The sequence below is a fragment of the Desertimonas flava genome (assembly GCF_003426815.1).
Classification (GTDB): domain Bacteria; phylum Actinomycetota; class Acidimicrobiia; order Acidimicrobiales; family Ilumatobacteraceae; genus Desertimonas; species Desertimonas flava.
Genome location: NZ_QKYK01000011.1, coordinates 1 through 25,944, shown reverse-complemented (window position 1 = coordinate 25,944; position 25,944 = coordinate 1). Strand labels below are relative to the sequence as shown.

21 protein-coding genes are annotated in these 25,944 nt (G+C 69.4%); 15 read left to right on the top strand and 6 right to left on the bottom strand.

Going from position 1 to position 25,944, the window contains the following annotated elements:
* Positions 1-19 precede the first annotated feature (19 nt).
* A complete protein-coding gene (locus DN771_RS14185; RefSeq protein ID WP_116998205.1) occupies positions 20-2,623 on the bottom strand; it encodes a LuxR C-terminal-related transcriptional regulator in 2,604 nt (867 codons plus the stop codon).
* Between the two features lie 262 nt (positions 2,624-2,885).
* Between DN771_RS14185 and DN771_RS14175 the strand changes: the two genes are divergently transcribed.
* Both DN771_RS14175 and DN771_RS14170 read left to right on the top strand, forming a co-directional pair.
* A complete protein-coding gene (locus DN771_RS14175) occupies positions 2,886-9,602 on the top strand; it encodes a DUF7927 domain-containing protein (protein WP_162941941.1) in 6,717 nt (2,238 codons plus the stop codon).
* 99 nt (positions 9,603-9,701) lie between these two features.
* Positions 9,702-10,526, top strand: coding sequence for a L,D-transpeptidase (locus tag DN771_RS14170; protein WP_116998202.1), 825 nt, complete (start codon positions 9,702-9,704; stop codon positions 10,524-10,526).
* Here DN771_RS14170 and DN771_RS14165 read toward each other — a convergent pair.
* Positions 10,501-11,229 (bottom strand): hypothetical protein, encoded by a 729-nt coding sequence (locus DN771_RS14165; RefSeq protein ID WP_162941940.1) that lies wholly within the window; start codon positions 11,227-11,229, stop codon positions 10,501-10,503. The two genes, DN771_RS14170 and DN771_RS14165, sit on opposite strands and share 26 nt — an antisense overlap.
* On the opposite strand from DN771_RS14165, the gene DN771_RS14160 reads away from it, so the two are divergent.
* Positions 11,204-12,463 carry a M23 family metallopeptidase gene (locus DN771_RS14160; RefSeq protein WP_162941939.1) on the top strand — a complete coding sequence of 420 codons (1,260 nt, stop codon included), beginning with the start codon at positions 11,204-11,206 and terminating at the stop codon, positions 12,461-12,463. The two genes, DN771_RS14165 and DN771_RS14160, sit on opposite strands and share 26 nt — an antisense overlap.
* A gap of 346 nt (positions 12,464-12,809) precedes the next feature.
* On the opposite strand, the gene DN771_RS14155 is transcribed toward DN771_RS14160, so the two are convergent.
* Entirely contained in the window at positions 12,810-13,046 is a 237-nt protein-coding gene (locus DN771_RS14155; protein WP_116998199.1) for a hypothetical protein, read from the bottom strand.
* A 212-nt stretch (positions 13,047-13,258) separates the two neighbouring features.
* Here DN771_RS14155 and DN771_RS30885 point away from each other — a divergent pair, with 212 nt between their 5' ends.
* Positions 13,259-13,591 carry an LPXTG cell wall anchor domain-containing protein gene (locus DN771_RS30885; RefSeq protein ID WP_227462351.1) on the top strand — a complete coding sequence of 111 codons (333 nt, stop codon included), beginning with the start codon at positions 13,259-13,261 and terminating at the stop codon, positions 13,589-13,591.
* Positions 13,592-13,609: 18 nt separating this feature from the next.
* Here the strand turns inward: DN771_RS30885 and DN771_RS14145 are convergent, their stop codons facing one another.
* Positions 13,610-14,545 carry a hypothetical protein gene (locus DN771_RS14145; protein ID WP_162941937.1) on the bottom strand — a complete coding sequence of 312 codons (936 nt, stop codon included), beginning with the start codon at positions 14,543-14,545 and terminating at the stop codon, positions 13,610-13,612.
* A 493-nt stretch (positions 14,546-15,038) separates the two neighbouring features.
* Between DN771_RS14145 and ehuB the strand changes: the two genes are divergently transcribed.
* From ehuB to thpD, 8 genes are all read left to right on the top strand, one after another.
* A complete protein-coding gene (gene ehuB, locus DN771_RS14140) occupies positions 15,039-16,142 on the top strand; it encodes an ectoine/hydroxyectoine ABC transporter substrate-binding protein EhuB (protein ID WP_116998196.1) in 1,104 nt (367 codons plus the stop codon).
* Positions 16,143-16,223: 81 nt separating this feature from the next.
* Positions 16,224-16,898, top strand: a complete 675-nt coding sequence (ehuC, locus tag DN771_RS14135; RefSeq protein WP_116998195.1) for an ectoine/hydroxyectoine ABC transporter permease subunit EhuC — start codon at positions 16,224-16,226, stop codon at positions 16,896-16,898.
* Positions 16,895-17,587: an ectoine/hydroxyectoine ABC transporter permease subunit EhuD gene (ehuD, locus tag DN771_RS14130; protein ID WP_116998194.1), complete on the top strand. Its 693-nt coding sequence runs from the start codon at positions 16,895-16,897 to the stop codon at positions 17,585-17,587. The genes ehuC and ehuD overlap by 4 nt, the downstream gene beginning before the upstream one ends.
* Positions 17,574-18,449, top strand: coding sequence for an ectoine/hydroxyectoine ABC transporter ATP-binding protein EhuA (ehuA, locus tag DN771_RS14125; protein WP_116998193.1), 876 nt, complete (start codon positions 17,574-17,576; stop codon positions 18,447-18,449). Before ehuD ends, ehuA begins: the two co-directional genes overlap by 14 nt.
* A gap of 10 nt (positions 18,450-18,459) precedes the next feature.
* Complete coding sequence (ectA, locus tag DN771_RS14120) at positions 18,460-18,999, top strand: diaminobutyrate acetyltransferase (RefSeq protein ID WP_116998192.1); 540 nt, start codon at positions 18,460-18,462, stop codon at positions 18,997-18,999.
* A gap of 50 nt (positions 19,000-19,049) precedes the next feature.
* Complete coding sequence (ectB, locus tag DN771_RS14115; protein WP_116998322.1) at positions 19,050-20,309, top strand: diaminobutyrate--2-oxoglutarate transaminase; 1,260 nt, start codon at positions 19,050-19,052, stop codon at positions 20,307-20,309.
* A complete protein-coding gene (locus tag DN771_RS14110) occupies positions 20,306-20,707 on the top strand; it encodes an ectoine synthase (protein WP_116998191.1) in 402 nt (133 codons plus the stop codon). Before ectB ends, DN771_RS14110 begins: the two co-directional genes overlap by 4 nt.
* Complete coding sequence (gene thpD, locus DN771_RS14105) at positions 20,704-21,588, top strand: ectoine hydroxylase (protein WP_116998190.1); 885 nt, start codon at positions 20,704-20,706, stop codon at positions 21,586-21,588. The genes DN771_RS14110 and thpD overlap by 4 nt, the downstream gene beginning before the upstream one ends.
* Before the next feature lie 17 nt (positions 21,589-21,605).
* Here thpD and DN771_RS14100 read toward each other — a convergent pair whose 3' ends face one another.
* The gene (locus DN771_RS14100; RefSeq protein WP_116998189.1) at positions 21,606-23,045 is read right to left on the bottom strand and encodes a DNA-methyltransferase; all 1,440 of its coding nucleotides are present in this window, start codon (positions 23,043-23,045) and stop codon (positions 21,606-21,608) included.
* A 111-nt stretch (positions 23,046-23,156) separates the two neighbouring features.
* Here DN771_RS14100 and DN771_RS14095 point away from each other — a divergent pair, with 111 nt between their 5' ends.
* A complete protein-coding gene (locus tag DN771_RS14095) occupies positions 23,157-23,876 on the top strand; it encodes a DUF559 domain-containing protein (RefSeq protein ID WP_116998188.1) in 720 nt (239 codons plus the stop codon).
* Between the two features lie 77 nt (positions 23,877-23,953).
* Entirely contained in the window at positions 23,954-25,297 is a 1,344-nt protein-coding gene (locus DN771_RS14090; protein ID WP_162941936.1) for a PQQ-dependent sugar dehydrogenase, read from the top strand.
* A 48-nt stretch (positions 25,298-25,345) separates the two neighbouring features.
* Here the strand turns inward: DN771_RS14090 and DN771_RS14085 are convergent, their stop codons facing one another.
* Positions 25,346-25,591 carry a DUF2630 family protein gene (locus DN771_RS14085; protein ID WP_116998186.1) on the bottom strand — a complete coding sequence of 82 codons (246 nt, stop codon included), beginning with the start codon at positions 25,589-25,591 and terminating at the stop codon, positions 25,346-25,348.
* A gap of 138 nt (positions 25,592-25,729) precedes the next feature.
* Between DN771_RS14085 and DN771_RS14080 the strand changes: the two genes are divergently transcribed.
* A partial coding sequence (locus DN771_RS14080; protein ID WP_205528588.1) for a hypothetical protein occupies positions 25,730-25,944 on the top strand: 215 nt, incomplete at its 3' end.

The following is a 25,944-nucleotide window of genomic DNA, read 5'->3' as shown; positions in this document are numbered from 1 at the left end:
TCGACTCGGGATGAAGCCGTCAGGAGCCGACTTCGGTCCTGTCGAGCAAGCCGTACTCACGCGCCACCCTCAATGCCGAGTCGCGCGACGACACCCCGAGCTTTCGATAGATGGCATGCAGCTGCGACTTGATCGTGTGGGGCGACACGACCAGGGCGTGGGCGATCGAGCGCGTGGTGCCGTGCTCGGCGAGAGCGGCGAGGACCACCCGCTCGCGGGGTGTCAGCTCGACCGTCGGGCGACCCGCTTCCGGCGTCACGCCGGTCGGCAGCTCGAGATAGTGCTGCAGGCTCGTCGATCCGGATCGCCGCGCCAGCTCCAACAGGACGACGCGATCGGCGAGCGGCAGACGCGCCACGTGCAGTCGGGCGCCGTACGTCTCGTAGATGACTGCCGCCCGGTTCAGCAACGAGATCGCCACGTCTGGTGCACCCTGCCGTGCGGCGGCGACGGCCGCCACGGTCTGCGTCGCCGCGCGGGAGCGAAGTGTGTGACCTGGAAGTTCGAGGAGCACCGACGCGAGGTCGAGGGCACGGCGCGCATGGCCGGCCTCGAGCAACACCTCGACGCGCGCCCACGCGAGGTGAGGGCTGTCGGCCCGCTGGTTCTCGAGCACGCCGGCGGCCCGCCGGGGCTCTCCGCCTTGCAGCCACAAGTGGGCGAGCCACGCGTTGAGGAGCTCGGTCCCGACGTTGTCGCCGATGCCCGGTGGCGGAACCGGCTTCGACAGTTCCGCGGTCACGCGCTCGGCCTCGGCGAGACCCTGCCCGAGGCCGAATCGTGCTGCCATCGAGATCGCCGTGAGGAAGGGCCAGAACTCGGCGGTCTGGATGTACGACTCCGACTCGCCGAGCACGTCGAGCGCTCCCGCGAAGTCGAGGCTGTCGAGGCGAATGAAGCCCTCGGCCACGAGGCCGAGGCCGTTCATGTACGACTGCCTGAGATCGGCGGGCCACGCACTCGTGTCGATGGCCAACTGGAAGGCCTTGGCCTTGGCGATGTCCCCGGCGAACGCACTCGTTCCCGCGGCATAGGCGATCGAGTAGTTCCGCGATGTCTCGTTCACGCACAGGGCTGCCGAGCGGGCCATGATGACCAGGGCGTCGTCGATCTTGCCGCCCTGGAGCAACGAGTAGCTGAGCTGGCGCAAGATCGTCCCGATGTGCTCGCGGAACTGCTCGACGACGTCTGCGTCGATGGCGTCCACGAGCTGAGCCGCCTCCAGACTGGCGTCGGCGGACTCCCGGAACCGGAAGATCAGCCGACGCGCCACGGCCTTCAGGCTGGCCGAGCAGAACCGGTCCAATTGCGGAGAGAGCTTCACCGGCATCGCGGTCGAAGCGATCGAGATGGCGAACGCACTCGGCGCTTCCTGCCGCAGGATGGGGTTGGCCATCAACGCCAGACCGAGGGCGAAGGCGAGGAGTGGGTGCGGCTCCAGCTCCTCGTGCGGGATCTGCTGCAGCGGGACGAGGAATCGGTCGGAGATGTAGCTGTCGGGATCGGTGATCAACAACAGCAGGAAGATCAGTTGAGCGGTGGCGTAGTCACCGCCGGCGATGGCGAACTGCAGCGACTGGTCGAGGTCGCCGTTGTCGAGGAGCCAGTGAGCGGTCGTTCTGGAGGATCGCCGGAGCCGCTCGTCGTCGTCGGCCGCTCGTGTGCGGAAGACGTCGCGGACCGCCTCGACGTACTGGAAGACGGGACGCCCACGGGCGTACGGGATCCACCGTCCGAAGCCGTTGCGCTCCAAGACTGACAGCAGACCTTCGGCGTCGGGATGTCCGGTCAGCCGGGCGGCCAGGTCGATGTCGAAGTACGGGGGGACGCTCGTGTCGGCGACGAACCGGGCAGCCAGCGGGTCGGGCAGCAAGGCCTCGAGTCGACTTTCGAGAACGGTGCTCCACTCGGCCGAGTCGGCCCGTGGCACGGTCCCGAGGTTCGCCACGGCGAGCACGGCGGCGCGCACCTCGAGTGCGTATCCCCGCGTCGAGCGGGCGATCGAGCGAGCCAAGTGCACGTCGTCCAGGCCGGTCTGACTCGCGACGAGTGTGTGGATCTCGTCTGGGGTGAAGGCCAGCTCGCTCATCGTGATCACCCGTGAGATGCGACCGGCCGGGAGGTCCTGGTCGGCCAGCGCCGTGGGGCCTCTTGTGGTGATCAGGACGCGTGCAGTGGGAACGGTTGCGACGATTCGTGTGACGTCGTTGTCGATCTCCGGTGTGAGAGCTCCGAGGTTCTCGTAGGTGTCGAACACCAATGTGAGCCGTCGAGACTCCGCGACGAGCGCCGTCGCGATCCTGATCGGATCGGCGGTGACGGTCAGCTGATCGCTGAGTGAACGGGCCGTGTCGTCGGCAAGAAGGCCCAAGCGGTGGGCGCTGTTGACGACGTGTTGCCAAAAGGAGTGCCGGCTTGCCAGCAGCTTGTTCACCGAGATCCAAGCGACGGGGTGGTCCGACGTCTGCTGCAAGGCCCAGCTGCGAACCAAGGTCGTCTTGCCCGAGCCGCTCGGCCCCTGCACCACACAGACCTGCAGAAGGTCGGAGTCGAGGATCGTCGACAGGCGCGGTCGGTCGACGACGCCGGCGATCGAAGCAGCACCCACGCGCAGTTCGCCCACGTACCTGACGCTAACCAGACATCCGGGGCATGAGGACGCCGGAATCTGAGCACATTTCGTCATCGCCGGCCACCCGACCCTGTCGTTAGTCATGAATTCCGGTGATGGGTCCTGCGAATCAGTTGGTTCGTGGGTGGAGAGAAGGTGGTGCACAGTGGAGAACGCTCGAGGTTTGGCTCACACGAGAGCAACGAACGCGCCCTCATCGCGACTCGGCAACCACCGCTCTCGACGCCACCGTTGGGCCGTCAACGTCCTGCTCGTGACGACCACGTTGCTGTCCGGGCTGGTCGTCCCGATGAGTGTCGCCGACGCCTCGACCCCGCCGCCGGAGCCACCAGCCACCGAGCCGGCCACGACACCAACCGAGCCGGCGACGACACCAACCGAGCCGGCGCCGACGCCACCGAACACCGAATCGCCACCCGCAACGACCGCGGCCGCCGCGACGACCACGTCGCCGCCGTCATCGCTTCCGCCGACATCGACTGGGACGGACCCGGCGCCCACCACCGACGCTTCCGCGCCTCCGTCCGAACCGGTCGATTCGACGCCGCCGGCCACGACGATCGCCTCGCCGGCCGACGCACCGCTCGTCTCCGGGGTGCCGGCCAGTGACGTGGCCTTCGGTGCCGCATCGGTGCCGGGTCTGCCCGGAACACCGCAACCCCCTGTCCTGGTCTTCGCCGACGACTTCGAGGTGGGCCAGCCGGTGAGTGCCAGCGGAATCGTCGCCTCCTACGGTGACGCGATCGCTCCGAACGGGTGGCCCGGCACCGCCGAGGAGTGGAACGTCGTGCGCACTCTGGCCGACGTGCTCGGTCAATGGGGTGGGGTGACGCAGTCGCAGGGCAACCACGTCGTCACACCGGTTCCGGGTGGCGCCGGCAGCGCCGTCGTCGCGACGGCTCCGGTCAGTGTCGAACCCGGCCACTACTACACCGTCGCCGCGGACTTCGCGTCGGCGAACTGTGCCGGTGCGCCCCGATTCGACCTGTCGCTCGTGGCCGACGGCACGCAACTGCCCGCGTCGTCGACCGCGGTCGACGTCTGCGCCCGCCCCGCCGTCGTGGCGGGAGACATCGCCGTCGGAACAGCGCTCGGCGACGTGGCGGTGATGGCGCCCGGCGGTTCGCTCCAGATCGTGGTGAGCGCCAGCCCCGGCGGCGCCGGTGTCGGCGCCCTCGACAATCTCCGGCTGGTCGACGTGACACCCCAGCTCGATCTCGAGCTCGGCGCTTCCGACGATGCCGCGGCGGGCGATGTCGTGCCGCTGACCTTCACCGTGACCAATACGACGGAGCTGGGCTCCAAGTCGGGCTGGTCGTTCACGGCCACGCTGCCCGCGGGTCTCACGGTGGCCGAGCCGGTCGCCGGAACCGACGGCATCGCCGTGACGGCCGAGGTCGGTTCCAACATCGTCGAGGCCCACGGTGAGCTGGTCGCCGGTGCGACGTCGGCGACGTTCACGGTCGCCGTCGTCGCCGACGACGAAGGCACCTATGCGCTCGGACCCGACAACGTCGAGACGATCGGGCTCCACGCCCCTGGCGAGTCCGAGGTGACCTTCGGACCGGCGACCGAGGACGTGCCCGCGACGACAGCGGACGTGCCCCCCACCACGACCGAGGACGTGCCCCCCACCACGACCGAGGACGTGCCCACGACGACCGAGGACGTGCCCGCGACGACCGAGGACGTGCCCGCGACGACCGAGGACGTGCCGCCGGCGGCGGACGACGGCCTCTTCGCGCCGTTGGCGCTGGCCGGGCCTCCCGAGTACGAGATCGCCGGCGACTGGATCACGCCGCCGGCCGAGGTGGCCAGCGGCGACCCGGTGGTGGCCCAGTGGTACGTCAACGTCAATGACAGCGCCGATCCGCCGGGCAACGACCCGGTGGACGACGTGACCGCCACGTTCACCGTGGGCAACGGCCGGTTCGAGGGCATCCCCGACGCCTGCCTCACCACCGGCGTCACTCCGGCGTCGAGCATCTCCACCGACGGGTTGACGCTGACGTGCAACTTCGGCACGGTGAACGCCGGCTCGGCGGTGGCCGTGCAGACGCCCGTGACGGCCAACGGCCCGACCGGCAGCGAGCTGTCGATCGAAGGTTCCATCGCCGGCCAGACCGTCACGCCCGACCCGATCCCGATCGTCAACACGTTCGGCATGGACATCGCCTGGCAGGGCGCGACCAACTTCCGGGAGTACGGCACGGGCTACGTCGATGTCGACCTCGAGTGGACGCTCTTCCTCCAAGACTTCAGCGAGGCCGGTCCGGACTCGGTGACCTACGAGCTCACCGTGACCGACGGGATCGCGGCCGGCCTCGTCGTCGGCCCCAACGCATGCACGCCGTTCACGGATGGACCCGCTGGCGGCCATCCCTGGTCGGGTGGTACGCACCCGACCGAGCAGATGGCTCCGTTCGTCGATTCGTGCACACTGACGCAGATCGACGCCGACACGTTCGAGCTCACGCTCACCGGTATCGACTACTCGTTGGCCCAGGTACCGACCACCGACTCCGCCGATCAGCTCCTGCCGGTCGATCGGTCGGCAATCGCCAGCGGTTCGGTCTGGTTCCGCATCCAGTCCGCAGCGAACAACAGCATCACGCTGGTCTCGAACGCACCGACGTACACGTCGGTGTCGGGCGCCACGGCGAGCGACGACCCTGACAACAACCGCTCCGACAAGACCATCACGCGGGGCGGGTGGTCGAACGCCTGGCGCCCCGAGACCATGGGCGTCTCGGCGCCATCGTGGTGGAGCAACCAGCTCTACGTGTCAGCCGGAGCACCGGTGGACATGGTCAACGTTCACCAGCTCGGCACCGAGCCGCGCGACCCGACCGACATCATCTCCCAGTGCATCATCATGGACACCAGGTGGGTCACGTACCAGGAGCACTATCTGCGGGGCAGGTGGGGCGGCACGCCGATCCCCGACGCGACGATCGAGTACTACGTCGGTGGCGCCGCCACGGTCGATCCGGGGAGCGCCGGGTACGACCCGAACGCGTTCACCTGCGCGACCGATCCCGGTGGCTGGACGACGACGCTGCCGGCCGACCTGTCCACCGTCAAGGCAGTTCGGGCCTCCTACCCGCATTCCTCCATCAGCGGCCTACCCCTCGGTCTGTTGAACGTGCGGGCGACGTTGAACGACGACGCCCCCGTCGGCCAGGACGTCTGGCAGTTCGGCGAGTTGGCGATCGACGGGGTGTGGCAGCGGCCGAGCCGCACGCTCAGCCCGACCGACGGCGGCGGACCGCGCACGCCCGGCATGCGCTACCCCTACATCGGTAGCGGCCGCGACGTGCTCTACGTGGTCGGCGTGACTCCGTCCATCGAGAAGTCGGTCGATCGTCCGACGGTGCTGCCCGGGCAGCCGGCGACGTTCACGCTCACCTACGCGGCCAACGGAACGGGAGCGATCGCGCCGACCGTGGACGACTTCGAGATCGTCGACACCCTGCCCGAAGGCATGACCTATGTCGACGGCTCGGCCACACCTGCGCCGACCAGCGTGGCGACGAACCCCGACGGCCAGCAGGTGCTCACGTGGAACCTCGACGGGGTCCCGACGAACACTCTGCAGACGCTGACCTACCAAGCCGGGCCCGACGCCGACGTCGCCGGCGGGACACGGCTGACGAACTCCGCCGTCGCCAGCGTCGACGACCAATCCACCCGTCCGACGACCGCAACCGTGACCACCTCGACGAACGGGCGCACGGCCATCGTCAAGACGGCGACGGACGAGCAGGTCCAGATCACCGACGAGACCGGGGCCGTGACGCTGCCGTGGACGGTCACGATCTCGTCGTTCGATCCGGTCGCGCAGGCGTTCACCGACACGATCGACATCCTCCCGTACAACGGTGACGGCCGTGGGACGCAGTTCAGCGGTGACCACGCCCTCGGCGAGGTCGCCACGCCCGACGGCGGGACCGTGTACTACGCGACCGCCGATCCGACCACGCTGAGCGACGACCCGGCCGACGCGAGCAACGGCGCCGCCGGCGATCCGGCCGGCAACACCGTCGGCTGGACCACCACGCCGCCGGCCGACCTCGGCGACGTGACGGCGATCCGCGTGATCGGCCCGGAACTGGCCCCCGGCGCGACGTTCGAGTTCCAGCTCGAGCTCGAGACGTCCGGCGCCGAACCCGGCGACGTGTACGTCAACCGGGCCCAGGCCCGTTCCGAGAACACGGTGCTCGTGATGCGTACCTCGGCGCTGATCGAGCTGTACGAGGACGTGCTGGTCAAAGAGCTCGACTCGCTGGTACGCAATGACGACGGCACGTTCGACGTCGTGTTCACGATCAGCAACACCCGCACGGGCAGCGGTCCGGGCTACGACCTGTCCGACACGCTGCAGTACGGCGACGGCGTCACGTTGAACGGCGACCCGGTGGCGGCGAACGTCGACCCCGGCGACGGATCGATCACGCTCGTCAACACGTACGACGCGGCGACGACGACGCTCACGATCGCCGACGACGTACCGATCGCCGACGGCGTCACCCACGTGTACACGGTGACGTCCAACGTGACTCTCGACGAGGCGACGGCCACGTTCGAGAGCACCGACTGCGCCCTGGAGGGCGGCGAGACCGGCACCGGTCTGCTCAACACTGCGGCCCTCACCGTCGAGGACGTCGACCTCGAGGCCGAGGCCTGCGCCGAGCTGCCGTACACGACGCACGACAAGGAGCTCACCGCCGGACCGACCCCGAACGGGGACGGCACCTACACGGTCGAGTACACGATCGACGTCCACAGCATGGGGGCCGCCCCGGACGTGTACGACCTCTCCGACGAGTTCATGTTCGGCGAGTCGGTGACGATCGAAGGCACCCCGACGGTGACCAATACCGAGCCGGGCGACATCGCCACGCTCGGTACCTGGGACCCGGCGGCGACGACACTCGCCGTCGTGGACGGTCAGCCGATTCCCGCCGGCACGGCCGACGGTCCGACCACGCACAGCTACGTGGTCACTGCCGTCGTGTCGCTCGACGCCGACACGGTGACGTTCGAGAACACCGACTGTGAGATGGGCGGCGACGACGGCACCGGCCTCTTCAACGAGTCCACCCTGACGCTCGGCGGGTACGTGGAGAACGACGACGCGTGCGCGCCGATCTCCGAGCCGTTGCACGCCAAGACCGTCACCGGCGGCCCCACCCCGATCGGGAACGGCCTCTACGAGGTCGAGTACACGATCGAGGTCACCAACACCGGCGCCGCGGACAGCGAGTACGACCTCGTGGACGACTTCCAGTTCGGCGAATCGGTCACGATCGAGGGCACACCGACCGTGGTCAACACGGTGCCCGGTGGCATCGCCACGCTCGGCTCGTGGAACCCGACGGCCACCACGCTGGCGATCGTCGACGGCGAACCGATCGCCGCCGGCGCCCCAGGTGCTCCCGAGGTCCACGCCTACGTCGTCACGGTCCAGGTGTCGGTCGACGCCGAGACGGTGACGTTCGAGGACACCGACTGCGCGCTCGCCGACAGCGAGACCGGCACCGGGCTGTTCAACAGGGCGACGCTCGACGTCAACGGAGAGGAGGCGGACCGGGACGCGTGCCCGCCGATCTCCGAGCCGCTGCACACCAAGACCATCACGGCAGGACCGGAACTTCTCGGCAACGGCAACTACTCCGTCGAGTTCACCATCGAGGTCACCAACGCCGGCGCCGCGGCCAGCACATATGACCTCGTCGACGACTTCCGCTTCAGCAACGCCGTCACGATCGAGGGCACGCCGACCGTCACCAACTCCGAACCCGGTGGCATCCCGACGCTCGGCACGTGGGACGCGGACACGACGACACTGGTCATCGTCGATGACCAGCCGATCACGGCGGGTGCTCCCGATGCCCCGACCGTCCACGCGTACGTCGTGTCGGTCGAGGTGTCCGTCGATCCGGCCCTCGTCACGGCGGCGAACTCCGATTGCGAGCTCGGTACGGACGACGGCACCGGCCTGTTCAACACGGCGACGATGACGGTGAACGACGAGGAGGCGGACGCCGACACGTGCACGCCGTTCCCCTCGCCGGAGATCACCCTCGTCAAGGACATCGCATCCGGTCCGACCGACCTCGGCGACAACCGCTACGAGATCTCCTACTCGATCACGGTGAGCAACGACGGCACCGGTGCGGGCAGCTACGACCTCGATGACCGGTTCCGATTCGGGGACGGCATCACGGTCGAGTCGGCAGCGATCGCCAACACCGAGCCGGGTGGCATCGTCACCGACCCTTCGTGGAACGGCGAGGACGAGATCGTGGTCGTCACGGCCGAGGAACTCGCGGCAGGGAGCCAGCACGTGTACCTCGTGACCGCCGTGGTCCTGGTCGACGCGGCCGGCGACGCGACGGCCGAGGCCCGCGACTGCACGCTGACCACGGGGGAGTCGGGCACCGGCCTCCTCAACACGGCCACGGTACGTGCGAACGGAGACGAGCTGACCGACGACGCCTGCGCCGAGACACCAGGTGATCCGGAGCTGACGGTGAGCAAGGTGGTGTCGGCGACGACGGTGCAGCCCAACGGCACTCTGACGTACACGGTCACGGTGACGAACTCGGGCAACGTCGACTTCACCGAGGCCGATCCCGCCGTCGCCGTCGACGATCTGACCGACGTACTCGACGACGCCACGTGGCTCGACACGGCATCCGCCAGCAGCGGCAGCCTGTCGTTCACGGCGCCGACGCTCACGTGGTCCGGGCCGCTCGCTGTCGGCGAGACGGTGACGATGACCTATTCGGTGCGTGTGCACCAGGTGGTCACAGGTCCCGGTGAGCTGCACAACACGGTGTCGGCGGTGTTGTCCAACTGTGCGCCCGACACGGTCGACCCGGAGTGCAACACGGTGACGCGCATCCCACCGCCTGCCGCACCCCCCGCGCCGATCACACCCGGGCCCATCCCGGTCACCGGCTAGCGGCATCAAGAGCGAGTACGGCCCCGTCGGCGCCCACCTGTCGGTGGGGCCGTACCGCACCGGTTCGAGATCAAACCCGTTCGAAGGAGGACCCCCGCCATGACTCGGTCACCGATCAAGTTCGTCATCGCCGCTGTCGTGGTCCTCGTCGCGGCGGTGACGGCCAGTGTCGTGTTGTGGCCGGGCGATGATCCTGACGAGGTCGCGCCGACCGTGCCGGTGGATGATCTCGTCACGGTGTCGGTGGCGTCGACGACGCCCGACAGCGCATCACAGGCACCGTCGTCGTCGGAGGCGATCGATGCGTCGCCGACGTTGGTGGCGAGTTTCGTTGCGGACACGCCGAGCTTTGATGGGCCTGATGGCAAGGAGGTGGGGGTGGTGCCGGCGAGGTGGCATGACCGGCCGAGTGTGTTGCCGGTGATCGATGAGGTGCCGGGGTGGTTGCGGGTGCGTTTGGCGCAGCGGCCGAACGGGTCGACGGCGTGGGTGCGTCGTGGTGATGTGACGTTGGCGTCGACGCCGTTCCGGGTGGAGATCGATGTGGCGACGACGCGGTTGCGGGTGTTCGAGTCGGGGGTGGAGATCCTCGATGCGCCGGCGGGGATCGGTACCGAGGATGCGCCGACGACGGTGGGCAGCTTCTTCGTGGCGTTCATGCAGGAGCCGCCGGATACGACGTCGGGGTGGGGTCCGTTCGTGGTGGTGACGTCGTCGCATTCCGAGACGATTTCGGACTTTCAGTCGTCGGGTGATGCGATCGCGGCGATCCATGGTCCGCTCGGTGCCGCCGACGAGATCGGTGAGACCGGGGCTCGGGTCTCCCATGGTTGTATCCGGCTTCAGCTCGACGACCTCGAGGTGCTCCGGCAGCTGCCGGCCGGCACACCGATCGACGTCATCGACTCATCGGCGGGTCGATGACTTGCCTCGACCGCTGCTGGTTCGCCCCGCTGCGGCGAGCGCTCGTGGGTGCGCTCGCCGTATGCGGGCTGGCCGGTGGCGGTCCGGTCGTCGCCAGCAGCCCGACGCCTCCGCCGCTGCCGCCGACCACGGCAACGGCCACGACGACCACCATGACCACCACGACATCGACGACGGCACCGCCGACATCGACGACCACGACGACCTCCTCGACGGCGCCTCCGTCGAGCGACCCTTCTGGTTCCGACCCGGTGGGTTCGGAACCGGTCGGCTCGGGCCCGGCCGACTCGGATCCCGTGGACTCGGATCCGGTCGGCTCGGACCCGGTCGACTCCGACCCCGTGGACAGCAGTGAGCCCCCTCCGTCGAGTGATGCCGGCTCGACCACGACGATCGCCCCCACCACGACGACGTCGACGACCACGACGACGCTGTTGCCGGTGGAGGTGTTCGGGCCGTTGCCTGCGTGGAACACGACGTGGATCGCGGGTGGTGGCCGTTGGGGTGGGGGGCCTGGTGGTGCTGGTTGGCCGGTGCCGGGTCGGGTGCCGGCGGCCAGCACGGCGGCGTGGGCTCCGTCGGGTTTGACGTCGCCGCGCCGGGCGGCGAGCGCCGCGACGACGGTGCCGGAGGCGCCGCCGGCCGCCGTCGGCGAGATGGTGGTGGATGGTGAGTTGGTGGTCGATCTGGAACGGGCCGTCATCGTGCTGGCCGAGTTGGAGTCGGGTGGTGACTACGCGGTGGCCCCGGATGCCGATGGCCGGTCGGGTGCGTACGGCTATAGCGCCGACCAGTGGGCCGGCTATGCCGGTTATGGCGTGGCTGGTGACGCGCCGGCGTCGGTGCAGGATGCCAGGGCCCGTGCCGATGTGCAGCGGCTGTTGGTCGGCACTGACGGTGATCTTGTCGGTGCCATTGGCCGGTGGTTCGTGGAGCGTGCTGAGGGCACGGCGTGGTGGGAGGACTTCCCCGCCGAGCATCGTTTGTCGACGGAGTTGTTCGTGGAGCGTTGGCTCGGGGTGTACGCCCCCGCCGGGGAGACGGCTGACGTCGACGTCGACGTCGACGTCGACGTCGACGTTGGGGTAGGGGACGATGCGGCGGGTCCGGTGGTGATCGACGGGCCGACGTTGTCGGACGGGCCGGGGGACATGGCGCGTCGCGATCCGCGGGCGGCGCCGCCGTCTCTTGGTGTGCATGGGTCGGGGGCGATGCGTTCGATTGCGTTTCCGGTGTTGGGTCCGGTGTCGTATTACCCGGGTTGGAACGATTGTCGTGAGGTGGATTGTTCGCGCCGTCATGAGGGTGTCGACTTGGTCGGGGTGCGGATGCAGCCGTTGCTGGCCGCGGTCGACGGCACGATCAGTGCTGTCGGGTATCGGGGCAGCGAGCTCGCCGGGTACGGCGTGACGGTCTCTGGCGATGACGGCTGGCATTACAACTACTTCCACACCAACAACGACAACCCGGGCTCCGACGATGGTCGGGCCGACCGGGTGTGGCAGTTCCCGCCCGGTCTGCAGCCCGGTGATCGGGTCCGCGCCGGTCAGATCATCGGTTACATGGGTGATTCGGGGAACTCGGAGTTCTCGGTGCCGCACGTGCACTTCGAGATCCGCGACCCTTCGGGCTCTCCGCGGGATCCGTTCTGGTCGTTGCAGGCCGCCGAGCGTCGTCAGGTGTGCACGATCGGTATCGGTCCGTGGTCGTTCCCCAACCCCGCGCCCGCCACCGCCGGCAGCGGCGTCGCCTACACGACCGTGCGTCCGTTGTTCGGTGACGGGGTCTGGCTGATCGACAGCGAAGGACGCGTCACCGCCACCGGCGCCGCCGCATTGATCGTCGGCTCCGGCCAACAGACCTGCCAACCCGGACCCACCCGACCATACGGCACCGACAACAACGGCTGGCTGTGGCCCCCGCGCAGAACGGGCTAATACTCGGGCGAACTTACTCATGGATTGAACCAAATATCGCCCAGAGTCTTCCCGATTTTGTCATGTATGCGTAGCGTCACATCCCGCACCGTATGAGCGGTGTTCAGGGTGGCACAGAGAAGGAACATGCGATGAAGCGCCTCTTCTTGAGTCTCGTCGTTGCCGTGGCTGCGGCATTGGGCGGGGGATTACTGGGCGTCGCGCCCGTGCACGCGGACATCGTCCCGACGCCCGCCACGATCGACGTCGGCGGCTCGGTCACGATCACCGGGTCCGAGTTCACGCCAGGGGCCCCGCTGACCGTCACGGGCACTGACCCGTTCGGCGACGGCTGGTCGCACTCGCCCTACATGGGCGTCGTCCCTGATCCCGAGGGCAACTTCACGCTCACCCTCGGCGACTCGATGACCCCCTTCCGTGGGCCGGGGACCTGGACGGTCACCATTTCCGACGGCACCAACACGTTCTCGACGACCGTCGAGGTGACGGCAGACGACACGTACGGTGCGACGCTCAACGACGTGTCGACGGCCGGATGCACGGTGTCGGTCACGTTCACCACGTCGGGTACCGGCGCGTTCACGGTCCAACTCCAAGGTGGCGGCGAGGCCGGGGACTACGAGGGTCCGGCTGCAGGCGTGACGGCCACGTCGTCGCCCCAGACGCACGCCGTCAGCCTGGCGCCCATCGACTGGCCCGGCTGGGACCCCCAGGACCCCGACAGCTACTTCCTGTTCCTGCGGGTCTACGACCCCGACGGTGCGGTCGTCGCCGTCGAGGACACATGGTCGTTCGATGCCACGGCCTGCCCAGCCGTGGCGTCGACGACCACCGTGGCCCCAACCACGTCCGGTGCCCCGGGTCAGACCGACGCGCCGACCACGTCCGGTGCCCCGGGTCAGACCGACGCGCCGACCACGACCGGTGCCCCGGGTCAGACCGACGCGCCGACCACGACCGGCGGCCCGGCGCCGACCACAGCGGCCGCTGGGACCGGCGGGTGGAACCCCGACGCAGCTTCCCCGCACCGGGAGCACGACGCCCGCCGTCGTCACGGCGATCGGTGCGCTGCTGACGTTGAGTGGCGCTGTGCTCGTCCAGCGGACCCGCCGCTCGTCGCCCGCGTAGCCGGCGCGACGTGGTCGGCTACAACGCCCGGAGGGCGGCGATCGCGTCGTCGAGGGTGCGGACCGGCACGAGTCGCATCGTGCCGGCCGCGAACCCCGACAGCTCATCCGACTGAGCGGCCGGATAGAGCAGCACGTCGGCGCCGACCCGGCGCGCCGCGGTCGCCTTCGCCACGAGCCCGCTGATCGTCGACACCGTCCCGTCGGCGTTGATGCCGCCGGTGCCGGCGATCGCTCGGCCGTGGGCGAGATCGATTCCTTCGGCGTCGGCGTAGGTGACCAGCGCGACCATCATCCCGTGCGACCGCCCGAGCCCGAGGTCGCGCCACCACCGTCCGATCGGCGTGTCTGCCCACGGGCCTCCGACGACGGCCTCGACCTCGCCGACCCGCTCGATCGCTCCGTCGGCGTGGGCCTGGCGGAGGCCGACGGCCGCGGCCGCCGGCTCGCTGTAGCGGGGCCGCCTCTTGTGCGACCCGTCCCGGAGATCCTTGGCGGGCGCGTGGTCGGAGAACAGCTCGCCGAGCACGAGTTCGGCCACCAGCGGTGGTCGGCCGACCGTGAGCCAGTACCACCGGCCGGGCGGATCGACGGTGTGGCCGTCGACGGTCAGGTTGCCGTCGAGACGCCACGCCGATCCGGGCGGGTGCGCCAGATTGGCGGTCAGCCACGGGATCGGGCACATCGCGACGAGGACGAGCCCGCACAGCGACAGACCGGGCCAGCGCACCCATCGCCGCGACGCCGAATGCCAGCGGGCGAAGCGCCACAGCGCCGTGCCGGCGCCGATGACGACGGTCAGATAGGCGACGGGTATCCAGGGCAGCTGGCGTCGCAACGCCACGGCGCCGGTGGTAGACGCGGCCAGCAACGTCCACCCCACGAGAGGGGTCCATCGTCCGTCGCCGCCACGCCAGCACCACCTGCGCAGCGTGATCGCCACCGCGGTACTCATCGTGGAGCGGACCCTACGGACCGTTCGTCGCGGACGCGTGACCCCGGCGTAACAGTTCGCGACGGGTCCGCGACCGCGCGATCCGGAAGCGGTCGAGGTCGTCGCCAGTCGGCAGCCGAGAGCGCGCCACACATCCCAGATGCGTGGTTCACAGGACGTTCGTCACGAGTAAATCTGAGTGGGTGGATCAGGATGATTCAGTCCGATCCACAGATCAGCAGCGTGCTCAATCCTCCATGTCGTTCAGGTCACGATGCGCGAAGGTCCTGCTAGACGTCCGATCATCGGGAGAGCTTTGCCTGCGCTGCTTGCGGTGTTACGGTGCGTGCCAGTCGCTGCGTCGGGTGCGACCTTGTTATGGGGTGGTTCTTGGCGCGGTGCCATGACTGGTTGTATGGCGCCGCCGTGTCGAGTGTCCGTGTTTGAAAGCGGATGTTCCGGCCTGGTGTCTGGCCGGTCGTGACGACTCACGAAGCCAACCGGGAGCAATCACATGCACCTCGCCCGACACCTGCACACCCAACGTCGACGTCGATCCGCCTTTGCCGCATTGGCGGCGGTCGCGCTCGCCGGCGCCGTCACCACGGCATCGGCCGCCGCCAGCGCGCCGCCCGACGACACCGAGGCCGGTGGCGACGCGGACATGGCGGATGCCACCGACGTCGCTCGCACTGAGGCAACCGGCACGGCTGCGACCGAGGGTGAGCCGAGCGAGCTGCTCGCCACGGCGCGCCAGGAGGGCATCACGATCGGCATCGCCAACGAGCGGCCGTACGGCTACGAGGAGGACGGCGAGGCCACCGGCGAGGCCCCGGCGATCGCCCGCGAGGTCTTCTCGCGGCTCGGCATCGAGGAGATCGACTTCGAGGTCATCGATTTCGGCGCCCTGATCAACGGCCTCAACGCCGGCCGTGTCGACGTCATCGCCGCCGGCATGTTCATCAACGCCGAGCGTGCCGAACAGGTGCTGTTCGCCGATCCCGACTACTGCGCGACCACCGCCTTCGCGGTACCCGAGGGCAATCCCGACGACCTCGACGACTTCGACAGCGTGATCGACAGCGGCGCCCAGCTCGGGGTGCTCGCCGGTGCCGTCGAGGAGGGCTATGCGATCGGTGCGGGGGTTGCCGACGATCAGATCAGCGGCTTCCAGACGACGCCGGACCTCTTCGACGCCCTGGACGCCGGCCGCGTCGACGCCGTGGCGTTGACGGCCATCACGGTGCGCGCCCAGGTGGCCGACCTGGACGGTTTCGAGGCCACCGAGGGATTCGTCCCGGTCATCGACGGCGAAGAACAGCTCGGTTGCGGCGCGTTCGCGTTCCGCTACGAGAACGAGGACTTCCGCGACGAGTTCAACGATGTGCTCAACGAGATGAAGGCCGACGGCGAGATCCTCGCGCTCATCGAGGAGTTCGGCTTCAGCGCGTCCGAGGTCGACGCCGCGGCCGACGTCACGCTCGAATCGCTGCTCGGCGGCGAAACCGATGACAGCGCCGCCGTCGATGGCACCGAGATGAGCCACGACAGTACGACCGCTGGCGACACCGCGGCCAGCGCCACCGCCGACGAGATGGCGGGGACGACGACCGCCTGACGGCCGTCCGCTCGACTCCGAGAACTGCCGAGCGGACAGCGTCGCTGACCGCTCGGCAGCTCGCCCCGATCCAACACGACCATGCTGAACGCCGAACAATTCCGCGTCCTCGCCGAAGGCGCGCTCGTCACCGTCCAGGTGACCGCGCTCGCCGTCGCGTGGGGAACCGTCGCCGCGATCCTCCTCGGGATCGGCAGCCTGTCGCCTGTCGCTCCGCTGCGGTGGCTGGTGCGCGTCTACGTCGAGGTGGTGCGCGGCGTGTCGGCAATCATCCTGCTCGTCTGGCTGTACTTCGCCTTGCCATTGTTCGGGCCCGAGCTCTCCTCGCTGCAGGCTGGCGTCCTGGCCCTCGGGCTCAACCTGTCGGCCTACGGGGCCGAACTCGTCCGCGGCGCTCTGCAGGCCCTCCCGAAGGGACAGACCGAGGCAGGCATCGCGATCAATCTGTCGGGCCGGCAACGGATGTGGTCGATCGTCCTGCCACAGGCGATGGTGACGATGCTGCCGCCGTACGGCAACCTCGTCATCGAGGTCATGAAGGCCTCATCGCTCGTGTATCTCGTGTCGCTGCGCGACATCACGCAGCGGGCCCAGAACATGCGCCAGCTGCGTGAGGCCGACACCATCGACATCTTTGCCGCCGCCCTGGTGCTCTACTTCGTGATCTCTCTGGCGATCACCGGCATCACCCGACTCCTCGAACGCCACTACGGCCGAGGGTTGGACACCGGACGAATGGCGAAGGCCGTGAAATGAACCGGATTCCCCTCCAGCGTGAGGAACCACCGACGTGGGACTGGGCCTACGCCCGCTCCCTCCTGCCCGACCTGCTCGAAGGCCTGTGGATCACGGTCCAGATCGCCGTCCTCGGCATGGGGATCGCCCTCGTGCTCGGACTCGCCCTGGCCATCGCCCGGCGCACTCGCCTGAAGATCATCTCCTGGCCGGTGGGTCTCGTCGTCGAGTTCATCCGCAGCACGCCGTTGCTCATTCAACTGTTCGTCATCTTCTATGTGTTGCCGAACTACGGCGTCCGCTGGAGCGGGTTCGTGTGCGGTGTCGTGGGCCTCGGCATCCACTACGCCTGCTACGCCTCGGAGGCGTACCGCGCCGGCATCGAATCGATCGCCCGCGGCCAGTGGGAGGCCGCGACGGCGATCAACCTGTCGCGGCGCCAACAGTGGACATCGGTCATCCTCCCGCAGGCGATTCCGACGTCGCTCCCGGCGCTCGGCAACTACCTCGTCGCCAGCTTCAAGGACGCCCCGCTGGCCTCGACCATCACGGTGTTCGGTGTGCTGGGTACAGCGCAGTCGATCACGGGAAGGACCTTCCGTGGCCTCGAGCCCTACACGATGGCGGGACTCTTGTTCCTCGCCGTCAGCGTCCCCGCGGCGATCCTCGCCCGCAACCTCGAGCGGAGGTACGGCTATGAGCGCACATGAGCAACTGGCACCAGGGGAGACGTACCCGGGTGGTCCGGCCGGGACGCCCGCCGCCGCAGGGAAGCTGCCCGACCCCTACGACGTCGACAACGACGTCTGCGTCGAGATGTCCCAGGTGGTCAAGCGGTTCGGTGACAACGTCGTGCTCGACCACCTCGACCTCACGGTGAAAGCCGGCCAGAAGGTGGTGATCATCGGGCCGAGCGGGTCGGGCAAGACGACGATCCTGCGTGTGCTCATGACGCTCGAACGGCCCGAGGAGGGCTTCGTGTCGATCCACGGCGAGCAGCTCTACCACCAGCGGCGCGTCGACCGCTGGGTGCCGGCCAAGGAGTCCCACATCAGGCGCGTGCGGCGCAACGTGTCGATGGTCTTCCAGCACTTCCATCTCTTCCCGCACCGCACCGTGCGACAGAACGTCACGCTCGGGCCCCGCAAGGTGCTCGGGCTCGACAAGGATCACGCCAACGCCCTGGCGATGGACCTGCTCGACCGTGTCGGGCTCGCCGACAAGGCCGACGTGCACCCGGCGTCGCTGTCGGGCGGTCAGAAGCAGCGCGTGGCCATCGCCCGCGCCCTGGCGATGGAGCCGAGGCTGATGCTGTTCGACGAAGTGACGTCGGCACTCGATCCCGAGCTCGTCGGCGAGGTCCTCGCCGTGCTTCGTGATCTCGCCCAGCACACATCGATGTCGATGCTCCTCGTCACCCACGAGATGCGGTTCGCCGAGGAGATCGCCGACCGGGTCGTGATGTTCGACGAAGGCCGCATCGTCGAGGACCGCCCGCCCCACGAGATGTTCACCGACCCCACGGAGGAGCGCACCCAGGCGTTCCTCCAGGCCGTGCTGCGCAACGACTGACTGGCGACCGATGAAGCACCCTCCGGGCCTCTCACCTGACGCGCCCCGCGACCAGACCGTCCTCGTGCGGCCGCCCTTCCTCACCGACGCCGCGGCGATGTGGCGCGTCGCCCACGAGGGTCTCGACGTGAACTCGCCGTACAGCTACCTGATGCTGGCCGAGCACTTCGCCGACACGTGCGCCGTCGCCCTGCCGGGCGCGAGCAGCGGTGGTGACGTCGGCAACCTCGCCGGCTTCGTCACCGGGTTCTGCCCACCGGCGGCCCCCGACACGCTGTTCATCTGGCAGATCGCCGTTGCCGCGGCGCATCGACAGCACCGGCTCGGCGTGCGCCTGCTCGACCATCTCGTCGACCGTCCTCGACTGCAGCCACTGCGATTCCTCGAAGCGACCGTCACGCCCACCAACGAGCCCTCGGCGCGTCTGTTCGAGCGCTTCGCCGCCGCCCGCGGCGCACCCGTCGACTGGCAGCCGCTGTTCGAACGCGAACACTTTCCCGACCCGGCGGCGCACGAGCCGGAGCGGCGCGTGCGCATCGGTCCGATGTGATGCCGTCGCTCGCCCTCGACGATCTCTACCCCACAGGAGAGGACACCACCATGGAAACCTTCGCCCGCCTCGAATCCGAGGTACGTGCCTACAGCCGCGGCTGGCCGACCGTCTTCGAGACCGCCTCCGGTGCCGTCCAGGTCGACACGGAAGGTCGCGAATACCTCGACTTCTTCGCCGGCGCCGGTGCGCTGAACTACGGCCACAACCCACCGGAGCTGACGGCCACGTTGGTCGACTACATCGAGCGACGCGGGGTCACGCATTCGCTCGACACGGCCACGGCCGCCAAGGAGGACTTCCTCCTCACCCTCGACGACCTCATCCTCAGGCCGCGCGGTCACGACTACCGCGTGGTGTTCCCCGGGCCCACCGGAACCAACGCCATCGAGGCGGCGTTGAAGATCGCCCGCAAGGCGACCGGCCGGGAGACCGTCGTCAGCTTCACGAACGCCTTCCACGGCATGACACTGGGCGCCCTGGCGCTCACCGGCAACGGGGGCAAGCGCTCCGGCGCCGGCGTGCCGCTCAACCACGTGGTCAAGATGCCGTTCGAGGGCGCCTACGGCGACGGGTTCGACTCGCTCGAGCTGCTCGGGTCGTTGCTGGCCGACAACGGCAGCGGTGTCGACCTTCCCGCTGCGATCGTGGTCGAGACCGTGCAGGCCGAGGGTGGCGTGAACGTCGCATCGGCGGAGTGGATGCGCCGCTTGTCCGAGCTCTGTCACGAGCACGAGGTGCTGCTCGTCGTCGACGACATCCAGGTCGGTTGTGGGCGGACCGGCCCGTTCTTCTCGTTCGAGAAGATGGAGCTGCCGTATCAGCCGGACATGATCTGCCTGTCCAAGTCGCTCAGCGCCTACGGCGTGCCACTGTCGATCGTGCTCGTCGATCCGCGCTGGGACGTCCTCGCGCCGGGTGAGCACAACGGCACGTTCCGCGGGCACAACCTGGCCTTCGTCACGGCGGCGGCCGCCCTCCGCCACTGGTGGTCCGACGACGCTCTGACCCGGCGTGTGGCTCACCTTGGCGACGTCGTCGAGACCCACCTCGACGGGCTCGTCGACGCGCACCCCGACCGGTTCGTCGAACGGCGGGGCCGGGGCCTGATCCAGGGGATCTCGTGCTCGGAGCCGAAGCTCGGGCCGGCCATCTGCTCGGCCGCCTTCGAACGGCAGATGCTTCTGGAGACGGCTGGACCCGACGACGAGGTGGTGAAGTTGCTGCCGCCGCTCACGATCGGCGAGGAGCAGTTGATCGACGGGCTCGGTCGCATCACCGCCGCGATCACCGAGGTGGTGGCGGCGTGATCGTTCGCACGCTCGACGACATCGCCGGCAGCGACCGGGACGTGCGCGCCGACACGTGGCGATCGCGGCGTCTTTTGCTCGCTCGAGACGCGATGGGCTTCTCGGTTCACGACACCGTGCTCTACGCCGGCACCGAGATTCCGATGCACTACCAGAATCATCTCGAGGCCGTCTATGTGATCGACGGCGAAGGTGAGCTCGTCGAGCTCGCCACCGGCACCGTCCACCAGCTGCGTCCGGGTGTGGTGTACGCCCTCGACGCCCACGATCGCCACATCGTCCGGCCGACCACCGACATCAGGTGCGTGTGCGTCTTCAACCCTCCGGTGACCGGCAAGGAGGTGCACGACGAGACGGGGGCCTACCCGTTGATCGTCGAGGAACCGGTGAGCCGATGAGCGCCGACCGCTACCCGTCGCGCGTCGGACGCGAGGGAACCATCGTCGACCGCGCCGACCCCGTCTTGTGGGGCGGCAGGGATGCGCCCGGACCCCTCGGTGCCGACCAACTCGCCGCCTACGAGCGTGACGGCTTCGTCGTGCTCGACGGCTGGCTCGACGACGACACCGTGGACGAGTGCCTCGCCGCCACCGAGGCGGCCGGGCGCGATCCCGCACTGGCCGCCAACGAGCGGCTCGTCCTCGAGCCCGGTTCCGAGGTCGTACGGTCGCTCTTCGAGGTGCACAAGGTGAGTGCGACGTTCGAGCGGATCGTCGCCGACGAACGGCTCGCCGGCGTCGCTCGCCAGCTGCTCGACGACGACGTGTACATCCACCAGAGCAGGGTGAACCTCAAGCCGGCGGTCACCGGACGATCGTTCCCGTGGCACTCCGACTTCGAGACCTGGCACGTCGAAGACGGCATGCCCGCCATGCGCGCGGTGAGCGTGTCGATCGCCCTGACCGACAACACTGCGTGGAACGGACCATTGCTGATGCTGCCCGGTTCGCACCACCGATACCTGTCGTTCGCCGGGCACACTCCGGAGGATCACTATCGGACCTCGCTGCGCGAGCAGGAGTACGGCGTTCCCGACCTCGCCGCGCTGCAGGCGCTGCAACCGAGCGGCGAGGTGGCGATGTTCACCGGGGCACCGGGATCGGTGGCCTTCTTCGAGTGCAACCTGATGCACGGCTCGCCCGACAACATCTCACTGCACGGCCGCTGCAACGCCTTCCTCGTCTACAACGCATGCTCGAACCGCCTCGACCCCCCGTTCGGCACCGAGGCTCCCCGCCCGGCGCACGTCGCCGAACGCGAGCCGGTGCCGGCGATCTGAGGCCCGGCCGGGCTGCCTCAGGGCAGGTCGGCGGGGCGCCAGAAGCCGGGCTGCGGGGTCGCGGTGTAGCCGCCCTTGGCGTACAGGCGCAGGCGGTCGATGTCGGCGCGTGACGTGAAGGCCACGGCGTCGAAGATCGTGTCCGGGCCGGCTGCCCGAAGGGCGGCATCGGCATCGCTCGGCTGCTTCGGCAGGTGGCTGCTCAACACGACGAGCGGTGTGGTGCCGCGGGCGCGACGCAGCGCCGCCGCCTCGCCGAGCGTGCGCCACACGACCTCGGTGGACCGCAGGCCACCGCGGCGCGTCAGGAACGATCCGGCGACGTCGAACCACCACTTGTCACCCGAGGCATCGGTGGCGACGACGTCGACGGTCACTCCGGTGCCCCGGATGCGGCGTGCCGATCCGACGATGGTGAAGCCGACATCGGTGAGGAGGCGCTCCGCTGTCTTGCGGGCGCCCTGCCCGTCGGCCGCGACCGTACCGGCGTCGACCGCAGCGTCGGTCGCGGCAGCAGCGGTGTCCGCGGCGGTCGACGTGTCCTCGATGGCGTCGGCCACGCGGCGGCGGGCGATGTCGACGTAGGACGGATCGAGGTCGTAGCCCACGTAGCGACGGCCCAGCCGCGCCGCGGCGACAAGCGTCGAGCCACTGCCCATGAACGGGTCGAGCACGAGGTCGTCCGCGTAGGTGTAGAGGCGGATCAGCTGCTCGGGCAGTTCGACGGGGAAGGGCGCGGGGTGGCCGACCCGCTTGGCGCTCTCGGGCGGGATCGACCACACGTCGAGCGTGAGTGCCATGAAGTCCTCGGTGAGCATCGTGTTGTCGTGGGGGAGTCCTTCGGCCGCTCGCTGCTGCGCCGTCCGGGCGCGGTCGAAGCGGCCCTTGCTGGCCACGATGACTCGCTCGGTGATGTCGCGCAGCACGGGATTGGCGGGACTGCGGAACGAACCCCACGCGCACGAACCGGTCGCCCCCTCGGCCTTCTGCCAGATCAGCTCGCCGCGCAGGAGGAGGCCGAGGTCGTGCTGGAGGATCCGGATGACGTCGGCCGACAGGCTCCGGTAGGGCTTGCGGCCGAGATTGGCGACGTTGACCGCGATGCGGCCGCCCGGCTCCAACGTGCGGACGCAATCGCGGAACACGTCGGTGAGCATCTCGAGGTACTCGAGATAGGACGCCGGCACACCCTCGCGCTCGAGCTCCTCCTCGTACTGCTTGCCGGCGAAGTACGGCGGCGACGTCACCACCAGGGCCACCGACCCGTCGGCAACCGTCGACATGTCGCGGGCGTCGCCGTGGACGAACGGCTCGGCCACCGGCACCGGTGGCAGCACCGTGTCGTCGGCCGACAGTTCCGGCGCCCGGAAGCGTTCGTAGAACGGCGTGGCGTCGTGGTTCTCGCGCGCGCCGCTTCCGAAGTTCGACGTGACCGTGCCTCGGCGACCAGCAGCCATCGCTCTAGCGTATATCGAACACACGCGCGACCGCGTGATCTCCCGTCCGTGTGATGCCAGAGCGTCGGTACGTGGGATCTCCAGTCACGCAGAGGAACCATTTCCGTTTCGGTGAGCCACGAAGCGGCGGCGGCCTTGCTGGGCCGCGACCGAGCCCTGCCCGGGCGGGGCGAGTTCACGGTGCGTCGGGGGCGGCACCACTCGCTCGACGGGGTCCGCGTCCACACGACCATGCACGTCGGTCCCCACGACGTCATCACGGTCGACGGCTTGCGGTGCAGTTCGGCGACGCGAACGATCATCGATCTCGCCGCCCTGCGTGTTCCGCAGGTGCGGTTGGCGGCGGCGATCGACTCGGCCATACGTCGCCGGCTGTCCGCCCGCAGCGTGATCGCCGAGCGACTCGCCCGCCTGCGCGCCCGGGGCCGTCACGGCGTCACGGCGATCGATCGGCTGCTGCCCGATACCGGCGGCGAATCGCCTCTGGAGCGGGCGTTCCTGCGGCTGATGCGCCAGCACCGGCTCCCCCGCCCGACGACCCAACACCGGGTCCACGGACCGAACGGGCTCGTCGGCCGGGTCGACTTCGTGTACTCCGACCTTCGTGTGGTCGTCGAGGTCACCGGCCGCAGGGGGCATGCCTCCGATGCCGAGCGCCAGCGTGACGCCCAACGCCGCAACGAGCTCATCGACGAGGGCTTTCGCGTCTACGAGTACACGAGGAGCGACCTCGAGGAGCGGGCTGATTGGGTCGCCGAGACGATGCGCTCGCGTCTGTGTGCTGCCCGATCCCGCCGGGACGCGATCGGCCGTCACACAGACGACCCCTGAGGATCGGCTGAGAGGGTGCTGAGGGCTCGGGCCGGAGTGACCCGATGCCCGGGCGCCCCGCCGGTACGGTGGCCGGGATGGGAACACGCAGGAGGGGTGTGGTGGCGGCGCTGCTCGCCGGCGCCTCGCTCACCGCGTCGGGTTGCGGTGGTGACGATGGCGACGCAGGACCGGCTGACAGCGCGGCGGCAACCGCCGAGAACGCGACGTCGCTGCCGGGATCGCTGCCGGCGGCGTCGCCCGGATCGGGTCCCGACGCCGGCGCCGCCACCACGGCGAGCGGGCCGACCACGTCGGTCGGACCGGCCACGACGGCGGCGCCGACGACCACCACCACACCGGTCGCACCGCTGCCGCCGGCGGCGACCATCGAGTCGGCCGCGCTCGAGGTGCGTCACCTGTTCGACGTCCCGCTCCTGACGGCGCTCGCCTCGCGGCCTGCCGACGGCTCGATCTACGTCACGTCGCAGGGCGGCCAGGTCTCTCGCGTCGCCAACGGCGCCGCGCCGGAACAGGTCCTCGACCTGTCCAGCCTCGTCACCGCCTACCAACCGGGCTCGGAGCGCGGCATGCTCGGCATCGCCTTCAACCCGGTCGACGGACGGATGTTCCTCTACTACACCGACGACGATCCCGACCCCGACAGCCACGTCGTCTCCTATGCCCTCGACGCCGCCGGGCGCCCCGATCCGGCGTCGGTACGCGAGGTGCTGGCGATCGACCAGCCGGGGCTCGGACACAAGGGCGGCGGGCTGGCGTTCACCCCTGACGGCACGCTCTTCATCGCCTCCGGCGACGGCGGTGGCAGCAACGGCGCCGACGCCCAGGACTACTCCAAGCTGCTCGGCGGCATCATCCGCATCGTCCCCAACGCCGACGGACCGGGCTACACCGTGCCGCCGGACAATCCCTTCGTCGGTCAGGAGGGCCGGGCGCCCGAGATGTGGGCCAAGGGGCTGCGCAACCCGTGGGGGTTCTGCCGTGACAACGCCACGGGCGACCTGTGGTGGGGCGACGTGGGCAACAACACGATGGAGGAGGTCGACCACCTCCCGGCCGGGACGTCCGGTACCAACTACGGCTGGCCGGCGGTCGAGGGCACCCAGGTGAACCACCCCGATGCCGTGCCCCCCGATGCGGTGGCGCCGGTCTTCGCGTACAACCACAGCGACATCGGCCCTGCGGTGATCGGCGGGTGCGTGTACCGCGGCGCGGCGAGCCCGGCGCTCGTGGGGGCGTACGTGTTCGCCGACATGACGGGACAGCTCTTCGCCATCGGCGCCGACTACCAGATGGTGCGCCTCGGCATCGCGTCGCCGGCGCCGGTCACCGGGTGGGGCATCGCCCCCGACGGCGAGCTGATCATCCTGACGATGAACGACGGCGCCTTCCATCTCGCCCCGGCCACACCCGCCGCCTGAGCCGATGTAGCCGGCGAGCCGGCTACGCCGATGTAGCCGGCGAGCCGTCTACTGCTGATAGCGCTCGACGACGTCGGCCGGGCGCACGTGCGCCTCGCCCGGATCATCGCCGAACTCGCGCTTGGCCCGTCGCTGCCGGAGCAGGTCCCAGCACTGATCGAGCTGCACCTCCAGCTCGCGCAGCCGGGCGGCGCCGTCGTCGCCGAGGGGCTCACCGGGGTGGTTGTTGAGTCGGTGCTCCTCGTCGACCAGCGCCCCGATCTGGCGCACGATGTCCTCGTCACTCGCAGGCATGAGCGGCTCCTTTCGCGAACCGTCAGCGTAGGCCGAGTCCCCGGAACGGTGGGTGCGATGTGCCGCTGCGGGCCGCGGCAGAAAAAATCTGGCGAGAAATGACACGATCCGGGGGTCTCGAGCCTCTACAAGTGTGGAGTGGCCGAGCACGACTGGGACTGGGCGGACGAACCGAGCGCGATGCCGCCGCTCCGGCGCGCCCGCCGCCACGATGCGGCCACGTACACCCGGCGCCGGCTGCTCGTCGGCGCCGGGGGGCTCACCGCCGCCGGCCTCGTCGCCGTCGCCGTCGGCGGCCGCCCCGGCCGCGGCGTCACCGGCGACGCCGCGACGACCGTTCCGTCCACCGCGGC